Here is a 20,740-nt window from a genome sequence, read left to right as displayed (position 1 = left end):
GCACCGCCCGACGGAGATTCCACCATGATCAAGACATTCGTTGTTTGTACCGTACTTTGCGCAGCCGTAGCGGCGTTGGTCCGATTCCATGGGCCGATCGTGAACGGGGCCGGGCCGAACCAGACGCCCCTGACCACTGCAAAACTCGCGGGTGCACGCGCGGTTGCCGTCGGCGAATCGAACATCGCACAGTCGTTGAACGACGACAGATTCACACGGCAGGCCTCGGCCGCGGAGACATCGACCGAGTCGTCGACCGTCGCAATCGGCGAGGCGAAGGCGGGTTGGGCCGACCTGTTCAACCACTGACGTCCGTGCACACCACAACAGAGATGCAACCATGATCAAGATTCTCGTTGCCTGTACCGCGCTCTGCGCAGCTGCGACCGCGCTCGCACAACCACCAGGAACCGTGGCTGACTGGGCCGCGGTGCCGGCACATGCGTGGGCCGCGCCGACCCACATGATGCTGATGGATGCGACGCGCGCCGGAAAGCGCATCGTCGCCGTGGGTGAGCACGGCCTTGTCCTGCTGTCGGACGACGACGGCAAGTCGTTCCGGCAAGCCCATGCCGTGCCGAACTCGGCAACGCTGTCGGCCGTCAGGTTTACCGATGAGCACCACGGCTGGGCGGTCGGTCAATGGGGCACGATTCTCGCGACCAGCGACGGTGGGGAAACCTGGCAGAAGCAGCGCATGGACACGTCGGTCGACCAGCCGCTGTTCTCCGTCATTTTCACGAGCTCGCAGGACGGGATTGCAGTCGGCCTGTGGTCGCTGATGCTGGTGACGCACGACGGTGGCAAGACGTGGAACAAGCAGACGCTGCCTAAGCCTCCGGGTGGCGGGAAGGCGGACCGGAACCTGTACCACATCTTCTCGGACGGGAAGAACGCGCTGTACATCGTGTCGGAGCAGGGGACGGTGCTGAAGTCGACCGACGGCGGAGCGAACTGGACGTATGGCGAGACGGGCGGCAAGGGCACGCTGTGGACAGGCGTGGTGCTGCCGGACGGGAAGGTGGTCGTGGCCGGATTGCTGGGAAGCATGTTCCAGAGCACGGACGGAGGGGGGAGCTGGGCGCCGGTGAGTTCAGGCACGAAAAGCTCGATCACCGAACTGTTCGTCAATGACGGTCGCCTGGCCGGCGTCGGGCTCGACGGTCTGGTGCTGCAGCAGAAGGCGGACGGCGCGTCGTTCGATGTTACGCAGCGCGAGGATCGCGCGACGCTGACTGCATCTCTGATGAACGCGGTAGGAAAAACGATCTTGTTTGCGCGTGAGGGGGTGCTGACAGAGCATTGAACGCCCCTTGGTTCAAGTCTCACCAGCACATCAATACTAGCGGAGACAACTAGCGGAAGCGGCAGAGTACGCCATCGAAAACTCAGTCGATTACTGCGCCATTAGTTTTTCATCATGACACATTGTTTATTCGGTGTCCTTCATGAATTGAGATGTTCGTGCTCTCGAATCACGGTGGACACGCTTCGGAATCTGACGTGCGAAGTGGATCCCTGTACCAAATCGCGATGAATTGAATCAACTCTCAACAACCGAACTATCAGGAGACAAATCATGGCAAAGCACCCCGTCGTCGTCTATGGCGCAAGCGGTTACACCGGCATGCTGATCATGGACTGGCTGATCGACCAGAACATTCCGTTCACTGCCGTGGCACGCAACGCTGCCCGGACGAAGGAAATGATGGCGCAGCGCGTTGTGCGCCTTGAGTCGGCGAACTACGAAATCATCGAGGCGGAACATAACGTCGACGCGCTCGTGAATGCATTCCGTGGCGCCAAAGTTGTGTGTGCCACCGTCGGGCCGTTCTTCGATTTCGGACTGGTTGCGGTGGAGGCGGCACTCAAGGCTGGCTGTCACTACCTCGACACCACCGGCGAGCAGCACTACATGCGTCAGGTACGTGAGCAGTTTGGCGAGTTGTACCGGCAGGCAGGCTTGCTGGTGTCGCCGTCGAATGCGTACATGTACTCGTTCGCAGAAATCGCTGCCGAGCTGGCGCTCGAGACGCCGGGCGTCGATGCACTGGAGACGGCTACGTTGGCGCGCGGCCCACGTGGGGCGGGCGCCGGTGTGAGCGTGGGCTCCACTGCGACCATCTTCGGTGGCTACCGCCAGGAAGCGTGCTACCTGTGGGAAAAGAAGCTGGTGCCGCATGACAAGCACGCTTCGTTCAACGTCTCCTCCCCGGATTTCCTGCAGCCCGTGTTTGCGCTGCCGTGGGGCGGTACGTCGCTGCCGGTGTACTTCGAGCAAGACGCGCGCGTGCGCAGTTGCATCTCGTGCGTGGGCTTCTACGACAACAACGCGATGCAGATGGTGCATGCGCTCGGCCAGAAGTGGGATGCCGAGTACGCGCACTTGCCGCGCGAGCAACAGGAAGCGGTGCTCAAGCAGCTCGTCGATTCGACCACGCCAGCCATGCCGCCGCGCGAGCGCACGTCGCTGCATCGCACGGTCGACTTCGCGATCAGCCGTGGCCAGCTCGCAGCGGTGCGCGCAACGCTGCACGGCATCACGCCGTACATCGCCACCGGAGCGCTTCATGCCGCCGGCGCCATCAAGCTCCTCGATGGCGATACCGCCAAGGTCGGTTTTGCATCTGGCTCGAAGGCGTTCGGCCACCGGTACTTGCTCGGCTTCCTCGAGCAACGCGGTCTGGCGCGCGCAACGATCTCGCAGCTGTAACCGTACACGCAAGGGCACTGCGGGGCTGGTTCAACCCGTACACGGAAGGCATGGATCACCCCGTCATCGACCTGGCATGGATTCAAAGGAATACGTAAATGGCAATCATTGATTTTTTCGACCGTGGGTGGCGCATCAACCCCAACGGCATCGCTTATGTCCAGGATGAGCGAAGCTTCTCGTTCCGGGAGATCGGTGAGCTTTCTTGCCGTATTGCGAACGGGCTGCTTGCCAGCGGGTTCGAGAAGGAAGCGAAGGCCGCAGTATGGGCGGACAACGACGTGATCGGTTGGGGCTGCACGCTCGGCATGTGGCGCGCGGGCATGGTGTACATCCCCGTCAACGGGCGCAACGCACCTGCCGAGAACCAGTACGTGCTCGACGCGTTCGACTGCGAGGCGCTGTTCTTCACCCAAGCCTTCGCGTCGATCATCGGAGAGCTGCGCGCCAGCTTGCCAAAGGTGAAGCTCTGGGTGTGCATCGATGCCGAGCTACCATGGGCTCCGTCGCTTGCAACGTGGAGCGCAAGCCAGCCGACGACGATGCCGCGTGTCGATTACGACATGGACGACATCGTCACGCTGTCGGCCACCGGTGGCACGACCGGCGCACCGAAGGGCGTGATGAACTCGCACCGCGCGTTCCAGACGTACTTCGCCCAGTTCATGATCGCGTTCCCGTATGGCACGCAGCGTCCGGTGAACCTTGCCGCGGCGCCGATGACGCATACCGCGGGTATGTTGTCTCTGCCCTGTACCGCACGCGGTGGCACGGTGGTCGTACTGACCAAACCGGATCCCGTGCTGCTGCTGGCCGCCATTGCCAAGCATCGAGTCACCGAATTCTTCCTGCCGCCGACAGTCATCTACCGCCTGCTCGATATCCCGGGCATCGAGCAGCAGGATTTCTCGTCGCTCAAGTACTTCCTCTACGGCGCAGCGCCGATGTCGGTGGAGAAGCTCAAGCGCGCGATCGAGGTATTCGGCCCCGTCATGGCCGGCGGTTACGGGCAGACGGAGGCCGCAGCGTCGATTTCGTACTTGACGCCAACCGAGCATTTCGTCGACGGAAAGATTGCGTCGGATGAGCGGCTGTCTTCGGTCGGCCGTCCGAACCCGCTGATCCGCGTCGAGATCCTGAACGATCGGGGCGAACTGCTGCCGCAAGGCGAGACCGGTGAAATCTGCGTGCGCGGCGATCTCATCATGAAGGGCTATTTCAAGGCACCGGACAAGACTGCGGAGACCATCGTCGACGGCTGGTTGCACACCGGCGACATCGGCCACCTGGATGCCGAGGGCTACCTGCACATCACGGACCGCAAGAAAGACATGATCATCAGCGGCGGCTTCAACGTGTACCCGAGCGAAGTCGAACAGGTCATCTGGGCGCACCCGGCGGTGCAGGACTGCGCGGTGATCGGCGTGCCCGACGACAAGTGGGGCGAGGCGGTGAAGGCGGTCGTCGAGCTTAACGTCGGCCAAAACGTGAGCGCCGAGGAACTCGTCGCGCTGTGCAAGGACAGGCTCGGTTCCGTCAAGGCGCCGAAGAGTGTGGACTTTGTCGCCGCGCTGCCGCGCAGCACCGTCGGCAAGGTGCTGAAGAAAGATCTGCGCGAGCAGTACTGGCAAGGCCAGCAACGCAAGATCTAACAGGCCTTCTACGAGCGACACACCATGAACAACATCTACATTGTCGGTATCGCCATGACCGTGTTCGGTCGGCACATCGAGCGCAGCATCGACGATCTGGCCGGCGAGGCGCTGCGCGGCGCTTTGCATGACGCAGGCTGCAATACCGACGCGATCGGCGCGGCGTATTACTCGGGCGTTACGAATGGACACCTGCAGGGGCAAATATCGATCCCGGGCCAGGTTGTGTTCAGCAAGATCGGGCTCGAGGGCATTCCGGTGTTCAACGTCGAGAATGCCTGCGCATCGGGCAGCACCGCTGTGCATTTGGCGGTGCAGAGCCTGAAAGCCGGCACATGCGACGTGGCATTGGCGATCGGCGCGGAGAAGATGAACGTTCCGGACAAGGCGAAGTCGTTCGCGCTGTTCGAGGGCGGGTGGGATGTGTCGCGCGTCGACGAAAACTTCGCGAACCTGGTGAAGTTAGGCGAGGGCGTCGAGCCGCCTAGTGGCTCCGAGTCCGACCGGCCCTACAGCCGCTTCATGTCGATCTATGCCGCGCTGTGCCGGTATCACATGAAGACATACGGCACGACGCAACGCCAGATCGCCGCCGTCTCGGCAAAGAACCACGGGCATTCGGTACACAACCCGCTGTCGCAGTTCCGTAAGCCCTTCACCATTGACGAGGTGCTTGCGGCGCCGCCGATCACCTATCCGATCACGCTGCCGATGTGTGCGCCGGTTACGGACGGTGCGGCTGCAGCGATCCTCTGTACCGAAGAGGGACTGCGGCGCATTGGTGCCGATCGCAGCCGTTGCATCAAAGTCGCCGCAAGCGTGATTCGCAGCTTCACGCATCGGGGCATCGACGAGCCGGAAAAGAACATCGGCCGCCTGGCCGCTCTGCAAGCCTATGAGCAGGCCGGCCTGAGCCCTGAGGACATGGATGTGGCCGAGGTGCACGACGCATCGGCAATGGGCGAGATCATCCAGGCGGAAAACCTCGGGCTGGCGAAGCTCGGTCAGGGCGGTCTGGCTGCTGAACGCGGCGATTTCACGATCGGTGGGCGGATCCCCATCAATACCTCTGGCGGCCTCGAATCGAAAGGGCACCCGCTGGGCGCGACGGGCATCGGCCAGCTCCATGAACTGGTGACGCAATTGCGTGGAGAGGCGGGAGCACGCCAAGTGTGGGGTGCCCGCCATGCGATTCAGGAAAACGGCGGTGGGCTGCAAGGTATCGAAGAGGCCGCGCTCGCCGTGCACATCTTGAGCAAGCCTTGACGGAGGCAGCGATGATTGAAGCGAATGCAAAGCAGAGCTGGGCGGAGGAATTCACTGGAGTGAATTCGCGCCCCTTGGACAAGGGGGCAGAAGCGCCGTCCGACAGTCCGATGGCACAGGCGAGAGTCACCGCTGCGCTGAGGAAGTATCGCCCGATCGGCATGTGGGTGGAAAAGCCGGTTGATCTCCAACCCCCGCTGGAGGGCGATGTCAACGCTGACGTGATCGTTGTTGGCGCTGGCTTCGCCGGTTTGTCCACCGCGTTGGAGCTTGCCGCGCAAGGGGCGAACGTGATCGTCCTCGAGCGTGAGTTCGCCGGTTTCGGTGCAAGCGGTCGAAACGCTGGCTACCTCGCGGGTGGCCAGGGACTTGAATACGACCTGTTCGTGAAACGCGTGGGTCTCGAGCGGGCGAAGGCGATTGTCGGGTTCTACGACGAAGGTGTTAGGTACGTCGAACGAAAGCTGCGCGAATACGACATCGACTGCGACTACAACGCATCCGGATTGATCCGGGCAGGCGTCCACCCATCACAGGAGAAGCATGTCCGCAAGACCATGCAACTGGGTATCGAACTCGGCTCTCCTGCGGTATTTCTGGACGAAGCCGGCATGCGCGCGCGTGGAATCCCGCCTGCGTTTCTATTTGGGTACCACGTCCCAACAGGGGGCACGCTGGACCCAGGAAAGTATGTGATGGGGTTGCGGCGTGCCGCGCTTAAGGCTGGTGTGAGGATTTACGAAGACACGGCGCTTTTGTCCTACGACCAGGGTCCGATTGTTAAGGTAAGAACGGCACGCGGCAGCGCGAGCGCTCCATTCCTGGTGCTCGCCACCAACGCGTACACACCGCAGCTTGGCCTGCTCGGAGACAAGGTGATTCCGCTGCGCGTGTCGGCGATCGAGACCGAGCCTCTGTCCGCGCCACAGCTTGCCGCCTTAGGTTGGCCGCGGCGCGAAGGCGTGGTGACAGCCCATTGGACGATGGAAAGTCATCGCTTGACGGCACGCAACACGCTCGTGCTCACGACAAAGCGCCTCCGTTACGTCTACGGTTCGCGAACACCCAATGTGCCGGATAACACGGCCTATCGCGAGCTGGTGAAGGCACTGCATGACCGGTTCCCGACGTTGAGAGATCTCGCTATCCGGGCGTGCTGGAGCGGCTACGTCAGCTTCGCCAATGATGCGCTACCCGTGGTGGGTGAAACCGGGGCTCAGCAGAACATCTTCTATTCCGCAGGATGTTCCGGACACGGCCTCGGCACGCAATCCTTGATGGGGCATCTGCTCGCCGAGCGGATTCGCGGAACTGAGCCCCCTCTGCTTTCGGCGCTACGCCACGAGACCCCATCGACGCTGCCCGAGCCGGTTAGATGGTGCTTCGTCAATGGCGCATTGAGCATGGCGAACCTTCTGGACGATCGGGTGAACAGCAAGGCGCGGTCCATCGCTGACCGAGCGGAGCAGTGAACCGATATGACGAGCACCGACACACGATTTCCCAGAACGCGTCGTTTCAAATCGGAATTCTGATACTCGCCGGAGATTGATCATGAATCTTAGACTCTATTGCATTTTGTTTTCCTGTTCGGTATTTGCGTTTGCTTCACTCATTTATGGCATGAAGTTTTTGATAAAGCGAAACTATCTTGTTGGGCTGGAATGGCTTGCCCTGGGGATTTCCGGCTTAAACGTTATCGTGTTTTTGCTGACTAATTCGCACGTTTCGTATGAGGTCATGCATTTCCTGGATGCGTTTTCCAGAGGATTCGGTTTGCCGGTTGTTGCAGTTGCTGGTTTGATGGATGTCACTCGGAAGCGCAAGCTGTCGGTGGTTCAAGACATCCTGCTGGTCACAGGTGCAATTCTTGGTGGGATTGTATTGGTGACGGCCGATTTCATGGTCGGGATTCTTCCTTACTTCTATGTGGTGATGTGGATTTGGTTATCGGGGCATCTCGTCTATTTCATCGTCAAGTTGATGGAAATTGGCGAGTCATTTCAGGCTTTGAGCACGTTTGTGGCGCTGGTGACTTCTTTGGTGATTGCTTGCATCTACGATTTTTACAAAATACCAGGGGATGAAACCAATTTGGTATTGAACTTCCCATTTCTCGCGCTGCTCACGTGGGGATATTTCTCGACTTCAATCTATTACGCCTATTGCGCATTGGAGCGGGGTGATTTGAGGCGTGGGGGTTTGGTGCGAGCGTAAATTGCACGAAGAGTTAGGTTCTAGATGTGAACGGTTTTTGAAGGCAGGTTTGATCCCAATTATTTTTTTGTAAATCGTTATCTGTTTGTATCGTCAGTGATACCAATTTTTGGAGGAATACAAAATGAGCAACGTAGCGAAATCTGTTATTAAAACGGTGCCGAGCACGTCATCGGTTGAAGACATTCATGCAATTTTTCAGGAAGACGGGTGTGTCATCCTCAAGAATTATCTGACTGAGGCACAGGTTAGATCGTTTAACGACGATATCGAAGTCGAGATGCAAAAGCTCTCGCCGGGCTGCAAGAATGACGAATATGAAATCATGACTGAATTTCATGGCGTGAATACCAAGCGACTGACTGCTTTGGCCAAGATAAGCAGGACATTCCGCGAGGAAATCCTGGATATTGACGTCTTTCACGCCATGGGTGATGCGATTTTCCAGGAAGAGTCCGGTACCTGCTGGTTGACGACCGCCCAGGTGATCGAGATTGGCCCGGACAGCCGAGCGCAACCGCTGCACCGCGACCTCGAGGGCTGGACCCATTTCCTCAAGATGGGCGCTCAAGCACCGGAGGTCGTTATCAACTTCCTCGTGGCCCTGACCGACTTCACCGACGAGAACGGTGCTACGCGAGTGATTCCGGGCAGTCACAAATGGCCGGACTACGCTGACCGTGGCACGCAGGAAATGACGATTCCTGTGGAGATGAAGGCCGGCGACGCTGTCTTGTACACAGGCAAGTTGGTACACGGTGGTGGAGCGAATCGCACCAAGGACTTCTATCGCCGCGGCGTGACCATTCCTCTGATCCCGGGTTTTCTCACCCCGGAAGAAGCTGTTCCGCTCCTCGTTGATATTGAGACGGTACGCGGGTTGCCCGAACGTGTGCAGCGCGTACTCGGTTTCCGCTCGCAGTACCCCGTCGGTTCAATCGGTTTGTGGCAAGCGAACGTTGGCGACGTCGGGACGTACCTCGGACTCTGATGGGACCCTCAGGCCGGCGCACGCCAGGGGTACGCGCCGGTCATGCGATTCAGGAAAACGGCGGTGGTAGCAAGGCATCGAAGAGGCCGCGTTTGCTGTTCATGTTTTGAAAAGGATTGAGGGAGGCAGAAATGAGCAAGGGTCTCGATACCAAGCCGGACGGGCAGACCGGCCATTCCGGGATCACCCGGCGCAATTTCGTGAAGGGTGCGGCAGCCGCGGCCGTCGTTGTACCAGCTGCGGCGGCAATGCAAAGTGCGCGCACGGAGCCGGCTGCGGACGGCAGAGAGGCAGCCGACCTGGAAAAGTATCGGGCGCTTGGCGGATGGGTGGAAAAGCCCGAAGACATGCAGCCGGCGCTCGAGGGCAACGTCAGCGCCGATGTCGTGATTGTCGGCGCCGGCTTCGCTGGCCTTTCCGCCGCACTCGAGCTCGCCAAGCAGGGCGCGAAAGTGATCGTCCTGGAGCGTGAATTTGCCGGCTTCGGGGCGAGCGGCCGCAACGCCGGCTACCTGGGCGGCGGTGTAGCGCTCGAATACGACCTGTTTCTCAAGGACGTCGGCAAGGAGCGTGCGAAGGAGATCGTCCGCTATTACGAAGATGCCGTCCCCTTTGTTGAAGGCAAGCTCAAGGAGCACGGGATTGACTGCGACTACAACCCCTCCGGGTTGATTCGCGCAGGGATTCATCCGTCGCAGGAAGAGAAGGTGCGCGAGGGCGTACGCGCCAGCGCGGAATTTGGCGCCAAGTCAGAATTTTGGGGCGAGGCCCAGATGCGTGCGCGGGGCATTCCGCCGGCGTTTCTGTTTGGTGAGTACACCCCGCGTGGAGGCACGCTCAATCCAGGCAAGTACGTGATGGGTCTGCGGCGTGCCGCGCTTCGCGCAGGCGTCAAGATTTATGAAAACACGCCGCTGCTGTCTTACACCGAAGGTCCCGTGATCAAGGTGAAGACGCCACGGGGTAGCGCGAGCGCTCCGGTGCTGATGTTCGCCACGAACGGCTATACCCCGCAGCTTGGTCTTCTCGCGGACAAGGTGGTCCCCTTGCGGGTGTCGGCCATCGAGACCGAACCGCTTTCCCCCGCGCAACTGAAGTCGCTGGGCTGGCCCGGGCGTGAAGGCATCGTGACGGCGCACTGGACCATGGAAAGCCATCGCTTGACGGCGAACAATACGCTTCTGGTCACCACCAAGCGACTTCACTATCCGTACGGATCAAGGACGCCGAACGTGCCGGACTACGATCAGTATCGCGAGTTGAGGATCGCTCTGCGCGACCGCTTCCCGACCTTGAAAGACATCGCTGTGCGGGCGTGTTGGAGCGGCTATATCAGCTTTGCCGGCGATGCGCTTCCGGTGGTCGGCACCACCGGGGCGAACCAGAACATTTACTACGCCGCTGGGTGCTCCGGGCATGGCGTGGCCTCCCAGTCCATGGTCGGCCACCTGATTGCCCAACGGATTCGCGGAACCGAGCCCCCGCTGCTCGCGGCGGTGCGCCACGAGACGCCCTCGACATTACCCGAACCGTTCCGATGGTGTGTCCTTAACGGGGCACTGGGTGGTGCAGCCGCGATGGACGATTGGTTGAACCGAAAGGTGCGCGACGCTGCAGCCTGAAGGCGGGCGCTTTAACTGAAAAAGGAATGGAGGAGCACATCATGATTCGCCTGAAGAAAAACGTGGAGTTGCCGTCGGTCGGCCTGACCGGTTTCGAGACGCCGTTGAGTGAAGAGGAAAGCGCGATCCAGAGCACAGTCCATCGCTTTGCGCGCGATGTACTGCGCCCGATTGGCCGGGAGCTCGATCGCATGACGCCGGAGGAAGCGATCGCCCCAGGGTCTCCGTACTGGACGGCGATTATTGAGGCCGCCAAGCTCGGGCTCGATCCGCAACTAATCGCGCAGTTCCCGCCCGAAGCCGCGATTCGCATCGAGTCGATCATTGGCGAGGAACTCGGTTGGGGCGATGCGGGCTTCGCCATTTCGATTGGCGCCGCGAGCATGCCGATGATGATGGCCCAGACGGTCGGTAACCAGGAACTGATCGAAATGTGTGCCGGCAAGGTTGGCTGCTGGATGAATACGCAGCCCGACCGCGGCTCCGATGCTGCAATTCTGTATCGCCAGGAACTCAGCGCTGGCGGAAAGCAGCCGGTCGGCAACGTCACCGCGAAGGTCGGCACCGATGAAATCGTCATCAACGGCCAGAGTTCGGCGTGGGTGTCGAACGGGGCGGTGGCACAGGTCGCGCTCGCCTACATGGCGGCCGACTATGGCGACGGGTTTTACGGCACTGGCGAGCACAGCACGTTTACCAATGGTATCGGGATAATCATTCCACTCGATCTGCCGGGGGTCTCGCGAGGTAAGCCGCTCGACAAAATCGGCCAGCGTTCGTTGCCACAAGGGGAGATCTATTTCGACAACGTCAAGGTGCCGAAGCGCTTCGCCATTGCGCTGAAGGATGACTATCTCGGCAACCTGGCGTCGACGTGGTCGTATGCCGGCACGCACATGTGCCAGACCTTCGTCGGCGTGGCGCGTTCGGCGTTTGAGCTGGCGCTCGACTACTGCCACCAACGCAAACAAGGCGGCGCGCTGCTAATGGATCACCAGATGACGCACTTGCGCGTCGGCGAGATGCTGCGCCGGCTGGAGATGGCGCGTGCGATCGCACGCCGCAGCCTCGCGTATTCGCGTATGTCGCCGGTGAGCCACCCTTATGCGACCGCACAGGCCAAGGTGAGCGTCACAGAAGAGGCGATGAAGATCACCCACGAGGCGTTTCAGCTTTTCGGCGGCAACGGCACGACGCGCGAATTCCCGATCGAGAAAATCTTCCGTGATGTGCGCTCCGCGCTGATCGAGGACGGTGAGAACTACATCCTCACGTCGCGCCTGGGCGTGCTTGCCGGAGAGCTTTATCAGAACGGCTGGACCAAGGAGTAAGCGCCGGGAGTGGGTACAGGCTGCAGCATCAATCAAGAAGCTACCGAGCCGCGACGGACACAGTATTCGCATGGGAGACGTTGTCATGACGACATGTTCCGGCACTACGGCTGGGTCTTGGGGGCGGCAGCCTACCGCAAAGGAAATGCTCCACTTCATCCGGGCGTCAGTGGAGAGCATTCGCAAGGATGCGGCCCACGATCGGCTGGCAGATGGCTCTGTCGTTGAGCGGCGTCTGTCCAGCTTGTTGCGACACGCCCTGATGACGCGTTCGCCGTATGAGATTGCCTTAGTGCTGGGCAGCGCGGCTGAGCTGATGTTGTTTCCGGAGAACGACGTGCTGGAACGGTGCACGGCCGCTGTGCAGAAGGCTGATCAGCAGACGTTGCGCGATCTGGTCTGGGCTGTCAGGCAGCATCGACGCATCCGCGGCGGCCGACGTGTCCGCAGGTTCGGGATCGAAGTGCAATGAGGCACTCGAAGCATCAACCCATTCATCGCAGTTACGTAAACACCATGTCAGAGAAATCTCACCCCGACACACCGGCCAACCTGCCGCGCAGGCAATGGCTGAAATACGCTGGCGTTGCGGCGGCCGCAGGCGGTCTGGCTCTGGGCGCCCGGGAAGCCGATGCTGGTACCGCCAAGGCTGGACAGACACCTGACGGCGTGCTTGATGTCGCCATCATCGGCGCTGGGCTGGCGGGCTTGACGGCCGCGCGCGACCTGCAGCTGGCGGGTTGCAACTCCTTCGTAGTCCTGGAGGCGCGAGACCGAGTAGGTGGGCGCACGCTCAACTACAACATCGAAGGCGGCTACGTTTCCGAGGTCGGCGGCCAGTGGATCGGGCCAGGTCAGACCGCCGTGGCGGATCTCGCCCGCCAACTGGAGGTCGACACGTTTCCGAGCTACTACGAGGGCAAGACCGTCATTCTGGGTGGCGATGGCCTCGTGGCGGTCGATCTGAAGGGGACCTTCGGTACCGATGAGGCGGTCAGCGCAAAGCTCAGCCAGTTGTCGCGCGATGTGCCTTCGGGCGCCCCTTGGAAATCGCCGAGAGTCCGTGAGCTGGACAAGCTCTCGGTCGGTGACTGGCTCGGAAAGCAGAACATCAAGCCCGAAGACCAAGTCGGTTGGAACGCAAGCATCACCCTTTCCGGCGGCACGGCCCCGGCCAAGATGGGGCTCCTGCATTTTCTGTCGATGATCAATTCAGCGGATCGCGACTACTCGCAGCTCGACAGCATCAAGCACAGCGCGCAGGAAACCCGCTTCGTCGGCGGTTCGCAAATTCTCAGTATCAAGATGGCGAAGCAATTGGGTGACAAGATGCGCCTGTCGACGCCGGTGCGCCAGATTTCCGGTTGGGACAGCGATGTCGTCACGCTGCATACCGACCACGGCGAAGTGCGCGCTCGCAAAGTCATCATGGCCATCCATCCAGCCCTGTGTAACCAGGTGCAGTTTGACCCACCACTGCCGGAGAAGCGCGCCGCGTTGCAACGCGCATGGCCCGCGCACTCACCCGCACGCAAGGTGGCCATAGTCTACCGCCGTCCGTTCTGGCGTGAGAAAGGTCTGAATGGTCACATCATCCAGATCAACGGGCCCGTGATCTGGGCCTTCGACAACTCGCCTCCGGGCGGTGAAATCGGAGTCATCAACGCCTTCGTCGCAAATGCACAGCTTCCGTCGGAGCCGGACGCCGCAAAGTCAATCCTGACCGAGTTCTACGCCCGGGCATGGGGCCGTGAAGCCCTGTCGCCGGTGGCCTATCACGATCATGACTGGGGCCGGGGCGATCCCTGGACGATCACCTGCATCTCAGCCATTCCGCCCGGCTTCTGGAGCGCCCACGGTGAAGCACTGCGCCCACCGTGCGGCAACCTGATCTGGTCAGGCACTGAGACGGCAGAGATCTGGGCCGGCTACATGGATGGCGCGGTGCGCTCCGGTCACCAAGCGGCTCTGCAGGTGCTCAATGCACTGCGTCGGGCGTGAGGGGAAGGACATGAAGAAACTCATTTTGATTAGCGTTGCCGCCATTGCCGCTGCTGTGGCGCTTGTCGTCTTTGGCCCGGGTCTGCTCGATCTTCATCGTCTGGATCGCTATATCGACACATCAGCCAAGGCGTATGAGGCTGACGGAGGCCCGTGGCCGCACGTGAACGATGCCTGCTCCATGTGCCATGGCGTCAAAGGCAATTCACTCCATCAGGGCTATCCGAGCCTGGCGGGGCAGCCTGCTGCCTATTTGGAAACCCAACTCCACAATTTTGCGAGCGGCGCGCGACGCAGTCCGAACATGGGACCGTTGTCGATGACCATGGACAACGCGCAAATCAAGGACCTGGCGAACTATTTCTCCAAGGTTTCGCCCATCGCAAACCGCTACTTCAAGCCTGATGCGCAATTGCGCGAAAAGGGGCAGCAATTGGTGACGGGCGGGAATTGCGCGGCATGTCACGGGGCGCAACTGATGGGGCACGACCAGTTTCCGCGCTTGGCCGGCCAAGGCTACGACTACATCCTGGCCCAGTTCGACGCGTTTGCCTCCGGCACCCGTAGCGAACCGACCGGCATGATGAAGCGCCTTGCGGACGGCACCACAGCAGAAGACCGCAAGGCAATCGCCAGCTACCTGGCGAGCCTTGAACCAAAACATTGACGGCTTGCGTGCGGGTGCATACATGACCAGTTATGGAGCCTCCAAAGCGGCGCTGATCAGTTTGACGCAGTTCATGGCGCTCGAACTTGCAGGAAGGGGGCTTCAGGTCGACGCACTTCGCCCCGGAAACTTCAGGGCGGAGATGCATGCGTCTTTCGAAGAGAAGGGGCTGGACGAGAACCTGATCAGGCGTATCCCGATGCGCAAGATCGGCGAGGTTGAACAGCTCGACGGGGCGACCATGCTGCTGGCGTCTGATGCCGGTAGCCATATGACTGGCTCGGTGATCGACGTCGATGGCGGCCACGTACTGAATTGGATGTAAGGGCCTGACTGGCCCAGCTTGTAGCCGCTGGACTATGCGTCCGGCAATTTCTTAGGAATGTTGAAGTCATGAAGCTGAAAGACAAGGTGGCCGTCATCACGGGCGCGGCCGCGGGTATTGGGCAGGCGACTGCGCGCAAGTTCGCAAGCGAAGGCGCTACGGTGATTCTTTGCGACCGCGCGACGGAGGCAGTGGAGCAAGAAGCCAGCAGCCTGAGGTCAGAGGGCTATAAGGCCGCAGGCTATTCGTTGGACGTTACCGACCGCGTGGGTATCGAGGCCTTGGCCGCGGATGTCGTGGAAAAGTTTGGTCGCATCGACATTCTGGTCAACAACGCGGGCATCACGCTGGACGCGAAGGTCACGCGCATGACCGAAGAGCAGTTTGACCGGGTGATCGATGTCAACCTCAAAGGGGTGTTCAACTGCACGCAGGCGGTGATCGGTGCAATGCTTGAGCAGCAGTCCGGGGTCATCCTGAACGCGTCGAGCGTGGTTGGTATCTATGGCAATTTCGGGCAGACGAACTACGCGGCTAGCAAGTTCGGTGTAGTCGGATTTACGAAAACCTGGGCGCGAGAACTCGGGCCGAAAGGGATCCGCGTGAATGCCGTGTGCCCGGGCTTTATCGAGACGGACATTCTGAAAACGATGCCCGAGAAGGTTCTTGACGGATTTCGTTCCAACTGCTGGCAGCGGCGTCTGGGCTCGCCAAAAGAAATCGCAAACGTCTATGCATTCCTTGCGTCCGACGATGCGAGCTTTATCAATGGGGAAGCGATCGAAGTTTCGGGAGGGCTTTCGATCTAAATCTGGTGCACAAACGAGACCGGAGTGGCGAAGGTGTCTACTGAGCGACGCTGCAACAGGAACGCAGCAGCATCAACCACAAGGTGCAGGGGAATACTCAGTCTTTCTGTTCTATCAGTTGTATGCAACACGACCTATGTTGGGCAACTCTTGAAATTGATGCGTCGGGCGGACACATCGGCAATCCGGTTGGTATGCCTTTGTGTCCGAATGGACAGAGCTATGAGATTGAATCTGGAGGGGCAATGAAGGTGTTGGTAGCGGTGAAGCGTGTAGTGGATGCCAATGTGAAAGTTCGCGTCAAGACAGACTGCTCGGGCGTCAATGTTGCGAACATCAAAATGAGCATCAATCCCTTCGACGAGATCGCGGTCGAGGAGGCGGTACGGTTGAAGGAAGCGGGCGTGGCGAGCGAAGTGATCGCTGTCTCCGCCGGCGTGGCGCAGGTGCAGGAGACGCTGCGCACGGCGCTGGCGATCGGCGCGGACCGCGCGATCCTGGTCGAGTCCGACGAGGAACTGCAGCCGCTGGCGGTGGCCAAGCTCTTGAAGGCGCTGGTCGACAAGGAGCAGCCGCAACTGGTGATCCTCGGCAAGCAGGCGATCGACGACGATTCGAACCAGACGGGCCAGATGCTCGCCGCGCTCGCGACGCTGCCGCAGGCGACGTTCGCTTCGAAGCTGGCGGTGGCCGATGGCCGCGCACAGGTCACGCGCGAAGTCGACGGCGGCCTGGAGACGGTTTCGCTGTCGCTGCCGGCGGTGGTGACGACCGACCTGCGCCTCAATGAGCCGCGCTACGTGACGCTGCCCGACATCATGAAGGCGAAGAAGAAGCCGCTGGAGACGGTGCGGCCGGCGGACCTGGGCGTTGACGTGAGCCCGCGCCTGAAGACGCTGAAGGTTGTCGAGCCGCCGAAGCGTGCGGCCGGCGTGAAGGTGCCGGACGTGGCGACACTGGTAGAGAAGCTGAAAAACGAAGTGAAGGTACTGTGAGAGGGAGGAGAGACGACATGAGCATTCTGGTTATTGCAGAACCTGACGCCCCAAAGGAAGCCCCCTTGGGAGGCAATCAATCGATCAAGGCAGCGACGCTGAATACCGTCACGGCGGCGCTCCACTGTGGCGACGACGTGCACGTGTTGGTCGCGGGCGCGAACGCCGGTGCGGCAGCGCAGCAAGCGGCGCAAATCGTCGGCGTGAAGAAGGTGCTGCACGCCGATGCGGCGCACCTGGGCGACGGCTTGGCGGAGAACGTGGCGGCGCAGGTGGTGGCACTGGTTGTAACGGCAGGCGAGGGATACACGCACATCCTGGCGCCGGCGACTGCCTACGGCAAGAACATCGCGCCGCGCGTGGCTGCGTTGCTGGACGTAGCGCAGGTCTCGGACATCATCAGGGTGGTCAGCCCCGACACGTTCGAGCGTCCGATCTACGCGGGTAATGCGATTGCGACGGTGCAGTCGAGCGACCCGATCAAGGTCATTACGGTGCGTGCGACGGGTTTCGATCCGGTGGCAGCGGCAGGCGGCAGCGCGTCGGTCGAGAAAATCGAAGCGGCAGCCGATGCCGCCAAGTCACAGTTCGTGAGCCGTGAGGTAACGAAGCTGGACCGTCCGGAACTCACCAGCGCGAAGATCATCGTGTCGGGTGGCCGCGGTCTGGGCAGCGGCGAAAACTACACGAAGGTACTGGAGCCGCTGGCGGACAAGCTGAGCGCGGCACTGGGCGCATCGCGCGCGGCAGTCGACGCAGGCTACGTGCCGAACGACTACCAGGTCGGCCAGACCGGCAAGATCGTCGCGCCGCAGCTGTACATCGCGGTCGGCATCTCGGGTGCGATCCAGCACCTGGCCGGCATGAAGGATTCGAAGGTGATCGTCGCGATCAACAAGGATCCGGAAGCGCCGATCTTCAGCGTGGCCGACTACGGCCTCGTCGGCGATCTGTTCAGCGTCGTACCGGAACTGACGTGTGCGATTTGAGCGAAGGCTCACCCGGTCGGGAGGTGTTGTATTCACTGCGCATTGGCCAGCCTCATCAAGGAGTTTGAGGCTTCTTCGATCACCTATCCGATGATACAAGCCATCGATGCTGGCGGGCCTCCTGTTATTTTTCCCGGTGAGGAGACGAACGTCGTTTTCAATTTTATTTTCCTGGCTCTTCTTACGTGGTCGTGTTTCGCAGCCGAACTGTATTACGCGCTACTGCACACTGGAGTGCGCCAAAAACGCCGATAGAATTGCGGTAGCGAGAAAAACGCCGGAGCATGATGAAGTTCCGTGACCCAACAATCTTGATTTGGCCGCGTAGGATTCGCTTCATGAATGCCGTGAGATTCATAAAATAAATTTCAGAAAAAGTAGCTCGATCGATATGATAAGTATTCCTTAAAACACGGCTGCAATGGCCAAACTCAATCTGGTGATGAGCAGCCGGACGTCTTTCGGCATGGAGAGTTGCGATGGGAACGCCGTTCCCGGCGAGCACGATTCGGACCTATGGTTGACTCACAATACTGAATGATCGGAATAATGACGAACACGGCACAGCAACTCGATATCAACAGGCTGGTGCGCTATCTGGAAGACCATGTTCCAGGTTTCGAAGGTCCCGTTGAAGCGAACAAGTTCGCCGGCGGCCAGTCGAATCCGACCTTCCGACTGACCGCGCGCAGCGGCCACTACGTGCTGCGATGCCAGCCGCCGGGTGAACTGCTGAAGTCCGCACACGCGGTGGATCGCGAGTTCTGGGTGTTGACCTCGCTGTCGGGCACTGCGGTGCCGGTCGCGCGTCCGTATCACCTGTGCGAAGACCGCGACGTGATCGGCAGCATGTTCTACGTGATGAGCTTCGAGGACGGTCGGATTTTCTGGGATCCCGCGCTGCCGGATCTGCCGAAGGATGATCGTGCGACCTGCTACGACGTGGTGCTGCAGACGATGGCTGCGCTGCACGACGTTGACGTCAACGCGGTCGGTCTTGCCGACTACGGTCGCCCGGGAAACTACTTCGAGCGCCAGATCGGTGTGTGGACGAAGCAATACCGCGCGGCAGAGATGGAACGCCTCGACGCGATGGAGACGCTGATCGATTGGCTGCCGAAGGCATGCCCTGACGGCACGGGCCGGCCGGCGCTGGTCCACGGCGACTTCCGGATCGACAACCTGATGTTCGCGCGAGACGGCTATCGCGTGAGGGCTGTGCTCGACTGGGAATTGTCGACGCTCGGCAATCCGCTCGCGGATCTCGCCTACTTTTGCATGTGCCTACGATTGCCGTCCGACGGCTTGGTTCCCGGACTAACCGGGCACGACCGCGCCGAACTCGGCATTCCTGACGAAGCGGCGATCGTCGCGCGCTATTGTGAGCTGCGCGGAATCGAACCGATCCGAGATTGGAATTTCTATCTGGCATTCAGCTTTTTCCGGTTTGCGGCGATCGCGCAGGGAGTGAAAGCTCGCGCCCTCCAGGGCAACGCATCGAATTCAAAGGCACTGCAGGTCGGCGACATGACCAGGTCGCTGGCTGACGAGGCCGTGCGAGTGATCGACACGCAGCGCTGAAACAAACCGAAGCGGCACGCGCCGCATGTATATCAATGGAGGAGTGAAACATGGCAACGAATCTGTTCGACCTGACCGGCAAGATCGCACTGGTGACGGGGGCGAGCCGCGGCATCGGCGAGGAAATCGCGAAGCTGCTCGCGGAGCAGGGCGCGCACGTGATCGTGTCGAGCCGCAAACTTGACGACTGCCAGGCGGTGGCGGACGCAATCGTTGCGGCTGGTGGCCGCGCTGAAGCACTGGCATGCCACGTCGGCCGGCTCGAGGATATCGCAGCGACGTTCGAGCACATCCGCGGCAAGCACGGGCGGCTCGACATCCTCGTGAACAACGCAGCCGCGAACCCGTATTTCGGGCACATCCTCGATACCGATCTCGCCGCGTACGAGAAGACGGTCGACGTGAACATCCGCGGCTACTTCTTCATGTCGGTCGAGGCCGGCAAGCTGATGAAGGCGAACGGCGGCGGCGCGATCGTCAACACGGCGTCGGTGAACGCGCTACAGCCGGGCGACCGGCAGGGCATCTATTCGATCACGAAGGCCGCGGTCGTCAACATGACGAAGGCGTTCGCGAAGGAGTGCGGGTCGTTCGGCATTCGCGTGAACGCGCTGCTGCCGGGGCTCACGAAGACGAAATTCGCTGGTGCGTTGTTTGAGGACAAGGATATCTATGGAGGCTGGCTGGCGAAGATCCCGCTGGGCCGCCACGCGGAGCCATGCGAGATGGCAGGCACTGTGCTTTACCTCGTGTCAGATGCGGCGAGCTATACGAGCGGCGAATGCATCGTCGTCGACGGCGGCCTGACGATCTGATACCGCAATGAAAGCAGATGTCGAAGCTCGCGAGTAGTGACGATGCCCCTTGTGCAGGGCTCGCTGCTCAGGTGCTTCGGCTGACTGGAGGACATTGTCACGGCGATGTCGGTATCTCGTCCGTAAATGTGCTTGTTTGACCGGACTGGCCGCCGCTGTCGACGGTGGTGTCTCGGTTTTCTGACCGAACGGAGTCGATCATGGATTTTGGCTACACCCCGGAAGTAGAAGAATTGCGCGGCCGTTTGGGCGCGTTCATGGACGAACACATCGTGCCGCGCATCCGCCAGTGGCACCACGAGGTGCACGCGGGTCGCTACCCGGTGTCGTTCATGGAGGACCTGAAGGCGCGCGCGAAAGCGGAAGGGCTGTGGAACCTGTTCCTGCCGCACCTGAACGCCAGCGAGCCTGGCATGGGGCTGACGAACCTCGAATATGCGCCGCTCGCCGAGATCATGGGGCGCGTGAGCTGGGCATCGGAGGTGTTCAACTGCAACGCGCCGGACACCGGAAACATGGAGCTGCTGCACATGTTCGCGTCGCCCGAGCAGCGCGAACAGTGGCTGAAGCCGCTGCTGCGCGGCGAGATCCGCTCGGCGTTCGCGATGACGGAGCCCGACGTGGCGTCGTCGGATGCGACGAACATCACGACGCGCATCGAGCGCGTGGGTGACGAGTACGTGATCAACGGCCGCAAGTGGTTCATCACGAACGCCGCGCATCCGAACTGCAAGATCTTCATCGTGATGGGCAAGACCGATCCCGA

At 60.7% G+C, this 20,740-nt stretch carries 20 protein-coding genes; all 20 read left to right on the top strand.

Going from position 1 to position 20,740, the window contains the following annotated elements; genetic code table 11:
• The first annotated feature begins 24 nt into the window (after nucleotides 1–24).
• Nucleotides 25–309: a hypothetical protein gene (locus DIE06_RS31200; RefSeq protein ID WP_124664726.1), complete on the top strand. Its 285-nt coding sequence runs from the start codon at nucleotides 25–27 to the stop codon at nucleotides 307–309.
• 31 nt (nucleotides 310–340) lie between these two features.
• Nucleotides 341–1,306 (top strand): YCF48-related protein, encoded by a 966-nt coding sequence (locus DIE06_RS31195; RefSeq protein WP_124664725.1) that lies wholly within the window; start codon nucleotides 341–343, stop codon nucleotides 1,304–1,306.
• Between the two features lie 273 nt (nucleotides 1,307–1,579).
• Entirely contained in the window at nucleotides 1,580–2,713 is a 1,134-nt protein-coding gene (locus DIE06_RS31190) for a trans-acting enoyl reductase family protein (protein ID WP_124664724.1), read from the top strand.
• Nucleotides 2,714–2,811: 98 nt separating this feature from the next.
• Nucleotides 2,812–4,365: a class I adenylate-forming enzyme family protein gene (locus DIE06_RS31185; RefSeq protein WP_124664723.1), complete on the top strand. Its 1,554-nt coding sequence runs from the start codon at nucleotides 2,812–2,814 to the stop codon at nucleotides 4,363–4,365.
• 24 nt (nucleotides 4,366–4,389) lie between these two features.
• Entirely contained in the window at nucleotides 4,390–5,631 is a 1,242-nt protein-coding gene (locus DIE06_RS31180) for a thiolase family protein (RefSeq protein WP_124664722.1), read from the top strand.
• A 110-nt stretch (nucleotides 5,632–5,741) separates the two neighbouring features.
• Nucleotides 5,742–7,103: an FAD-binding oxidoreductase gene (locus DIE06_RS31175; RefSeq protein ID WP_254613858.1), complete on the top strand. Its 1,362-nt coding sequence runs from the start codon at nucleotides 5,742–5,744 to the stop codon at nucleotides 7,101–7,103.
• Between the two features lie 82 nt (nucleotides 7,104–7,185).
• The gene (locus DIE06_RS31170) at nucleotides 7,186–7,848 is read left to right on the top strand and encodes a hypothetical protein (RefSeq protein ID WP_124664720.1); all 663 of its coding nucleotides are present in this window, start codon (nucleotides 7,186–7,188) and stop codon (nucleotides 7,846–7,848) included.
• Between the two features lie 124 nt (nucleotides 7,849–7,972).
• A complete protein-coding gene (locus tag DIE06_RS31165; protein WP_124664719.1) occupies nucleotides 7,973–8,839 on the top strand; it encodes a phytanoyl-CoA dioxygenase family protein in 867 nt (288 codons plus the stop codon).
• A gap of 131 nt (nucleotides 8,840–8,970) precedes the next feature.
• Nucleotides 8,971–10,461, top strand: a complete 1,491-nt coding sequence (locus DIE06_RS31160; RefSeq protein ID WP_124664718.1) for an FAD-binding oxidoreductase — start codon at nucleotides 8,971–8,973, stop codon at nucleotides 10,459–10,461.
• A 41-nt stretch (nucleotides 10,462–10,502) separates the two neighbouring features.
• Complete coding sequence (locus tag DIE06_RS31155) at nucleotides 10,503–11,792, top strand: acyl-CoA dehydrogenase family protein (protein ID WP_124664717.1); 1,290 nt, start codon at nucleotides 10,503–10,505, stop codon at nucleotides 11,790–11,792.
• A 145-nt stretch (nucleotides 11,793–11,937) separates the two neighbouring features.
• Complete coding sequence (locus DIE06_RS31150) at nucleotides 11,938–12,264, top strand: hypothetical protein (RefSeq protein ID WP_260427990.1); 327 nt, start codon at nucleotides 11,938–11,940, stop codon at nucleotides 12,262–12,264.
• Nucleotides 12,265–12,308: 44 nt separating this feature from the next.
• Complete coding sequence (locus DIE06_RS31145) at nucleotides 12,309–13,793, top strand: FAD-dependent oxidoreductase (RefSeq protein ID WP_124664715.1); 1,485 nt, start codon at nucleotides 12,309–12,311, stop codon at nucleotides 13,791–13,793.
• A 10-nt stretch (nucleotides 13,794–13,803) separates the two neighbouring features.
• Nucleotides 13,804–14,460, top strand: coding sequence for a c-type cytochrome (locus DIE06_RS31140; protein WP_124664714.1), 657 nt, complete (start codon nucleotides 13,804–13,806; stop codon nucleotides 14,458–14,460).
• Nucleotides 14,444–14,785, top strand: coding sequence for an SDR family NAD(P)-dependent oxidoreductase (locus DIE06_RS31135; RefSeq protein ID WP_260433826.1), 342 nt, complete (start codon nucleotides 14,444–14,446; stop codon nucleotides 14,783–14,785). The genes DIE06_RS31140 and DIE06_RS31135 overlap by 17 nt, the downstream gene beginning before the upstream one ends.
• Before the next feature lie 68 nt (nucleotides 14,786–14,853).
• Nucleotides 14,854–15,594 carry a 3-oxoacyl-ACP reductase FabG gene (gene fabG, locus DIE06_RS31130; RefSeq protein WP_124664713.1) on the top strand — a complete coding sequence of 247 codons (741 nt, stop codon included), beginning with the start codon at nucleotides 14,854–14,856 and terminating at the stop codon, nucleotides 15,592–15,594.
• 245 nt (nucleotides 15,595–15,839) lie between these two features.
• On the top strand, nucleotides 15,840–16,589 hold the full coding sequence (locus DIE06_RS31125) for an electron transfer flavoprotein subunit beta/FixA family protein (RefSeq protein WP_124664751.1): 750 nt from the start codon (nucleotides 15,840–15,842) through the stop codon (nucleotides 16,587–16,589).
• A 17-nt stretch (nucleotides 16,590–16,606) separates the two neighbouring features.
• Nucleotides 16,607–17,578 carry an electron transfer flavoprotein subunit alpha/FixB family protein gene (locus DIE06_RS31120; RefSeq protein ID WP_124664712.1) on the top strand — a complete coding sequence of 324 codons (972 nt, stop codon included), beginning with the start codon at nucleotides 16,607–16,609 and terminating at the stop codon, nucleotides 17,576–17,578.
• Between the two features lie 549 nt (nucleotides 17,579–18,127).
• On the top strand, nucleotides 18,128–19,159 hold the full coding sequence (locus tag DIE06_RS31110; protein WP_124664710.1) for a phosphotransferase: 1,032 nt from the start codon (nucleotides 18,128–18,130) through the stop codon (nucleotides 19,157–19,159).
• 50 nt (nucleotides 19,160–19,209) lie between these two features.
• Nucleotides 19,210–19,974 carry an SDR family oxidoreductase gene (locus DIE06_RS31105; RefSeq protein WP_124664709.1) on the top strand — a complete coding sequence of 255 codons (765 nt, stop codon included), beginning with the start codon at nucleotides 19,210–19,212 and terminating at the stop codon, nucleotides 19,972–19,974.
• A gap of 200 nt (nucleotides 19,975–20,174) precedes the next feature.
• Nucleotides 20,175–20,740, top strand: a 566-nt coding sequence (locus DIE06_RS31100) for an acyl-CoA dehydrogenase family protein (protein WP_185733513.1), incomplete at its 3' end; no start/stop codon positions are given.

The sequence above is a fragment of the Burkholderia sp. Bp8998 genome (assembly GCF_003854235.1).
Lineage (GTDB): Bacteria > Pseudomonadota > Gammaproteobacteria > Burkholderiales > Burkholderiaceae > Burkholderia.
This window is presented reverse-complemented; position numbering and strand designations above follow the sequence as displayed.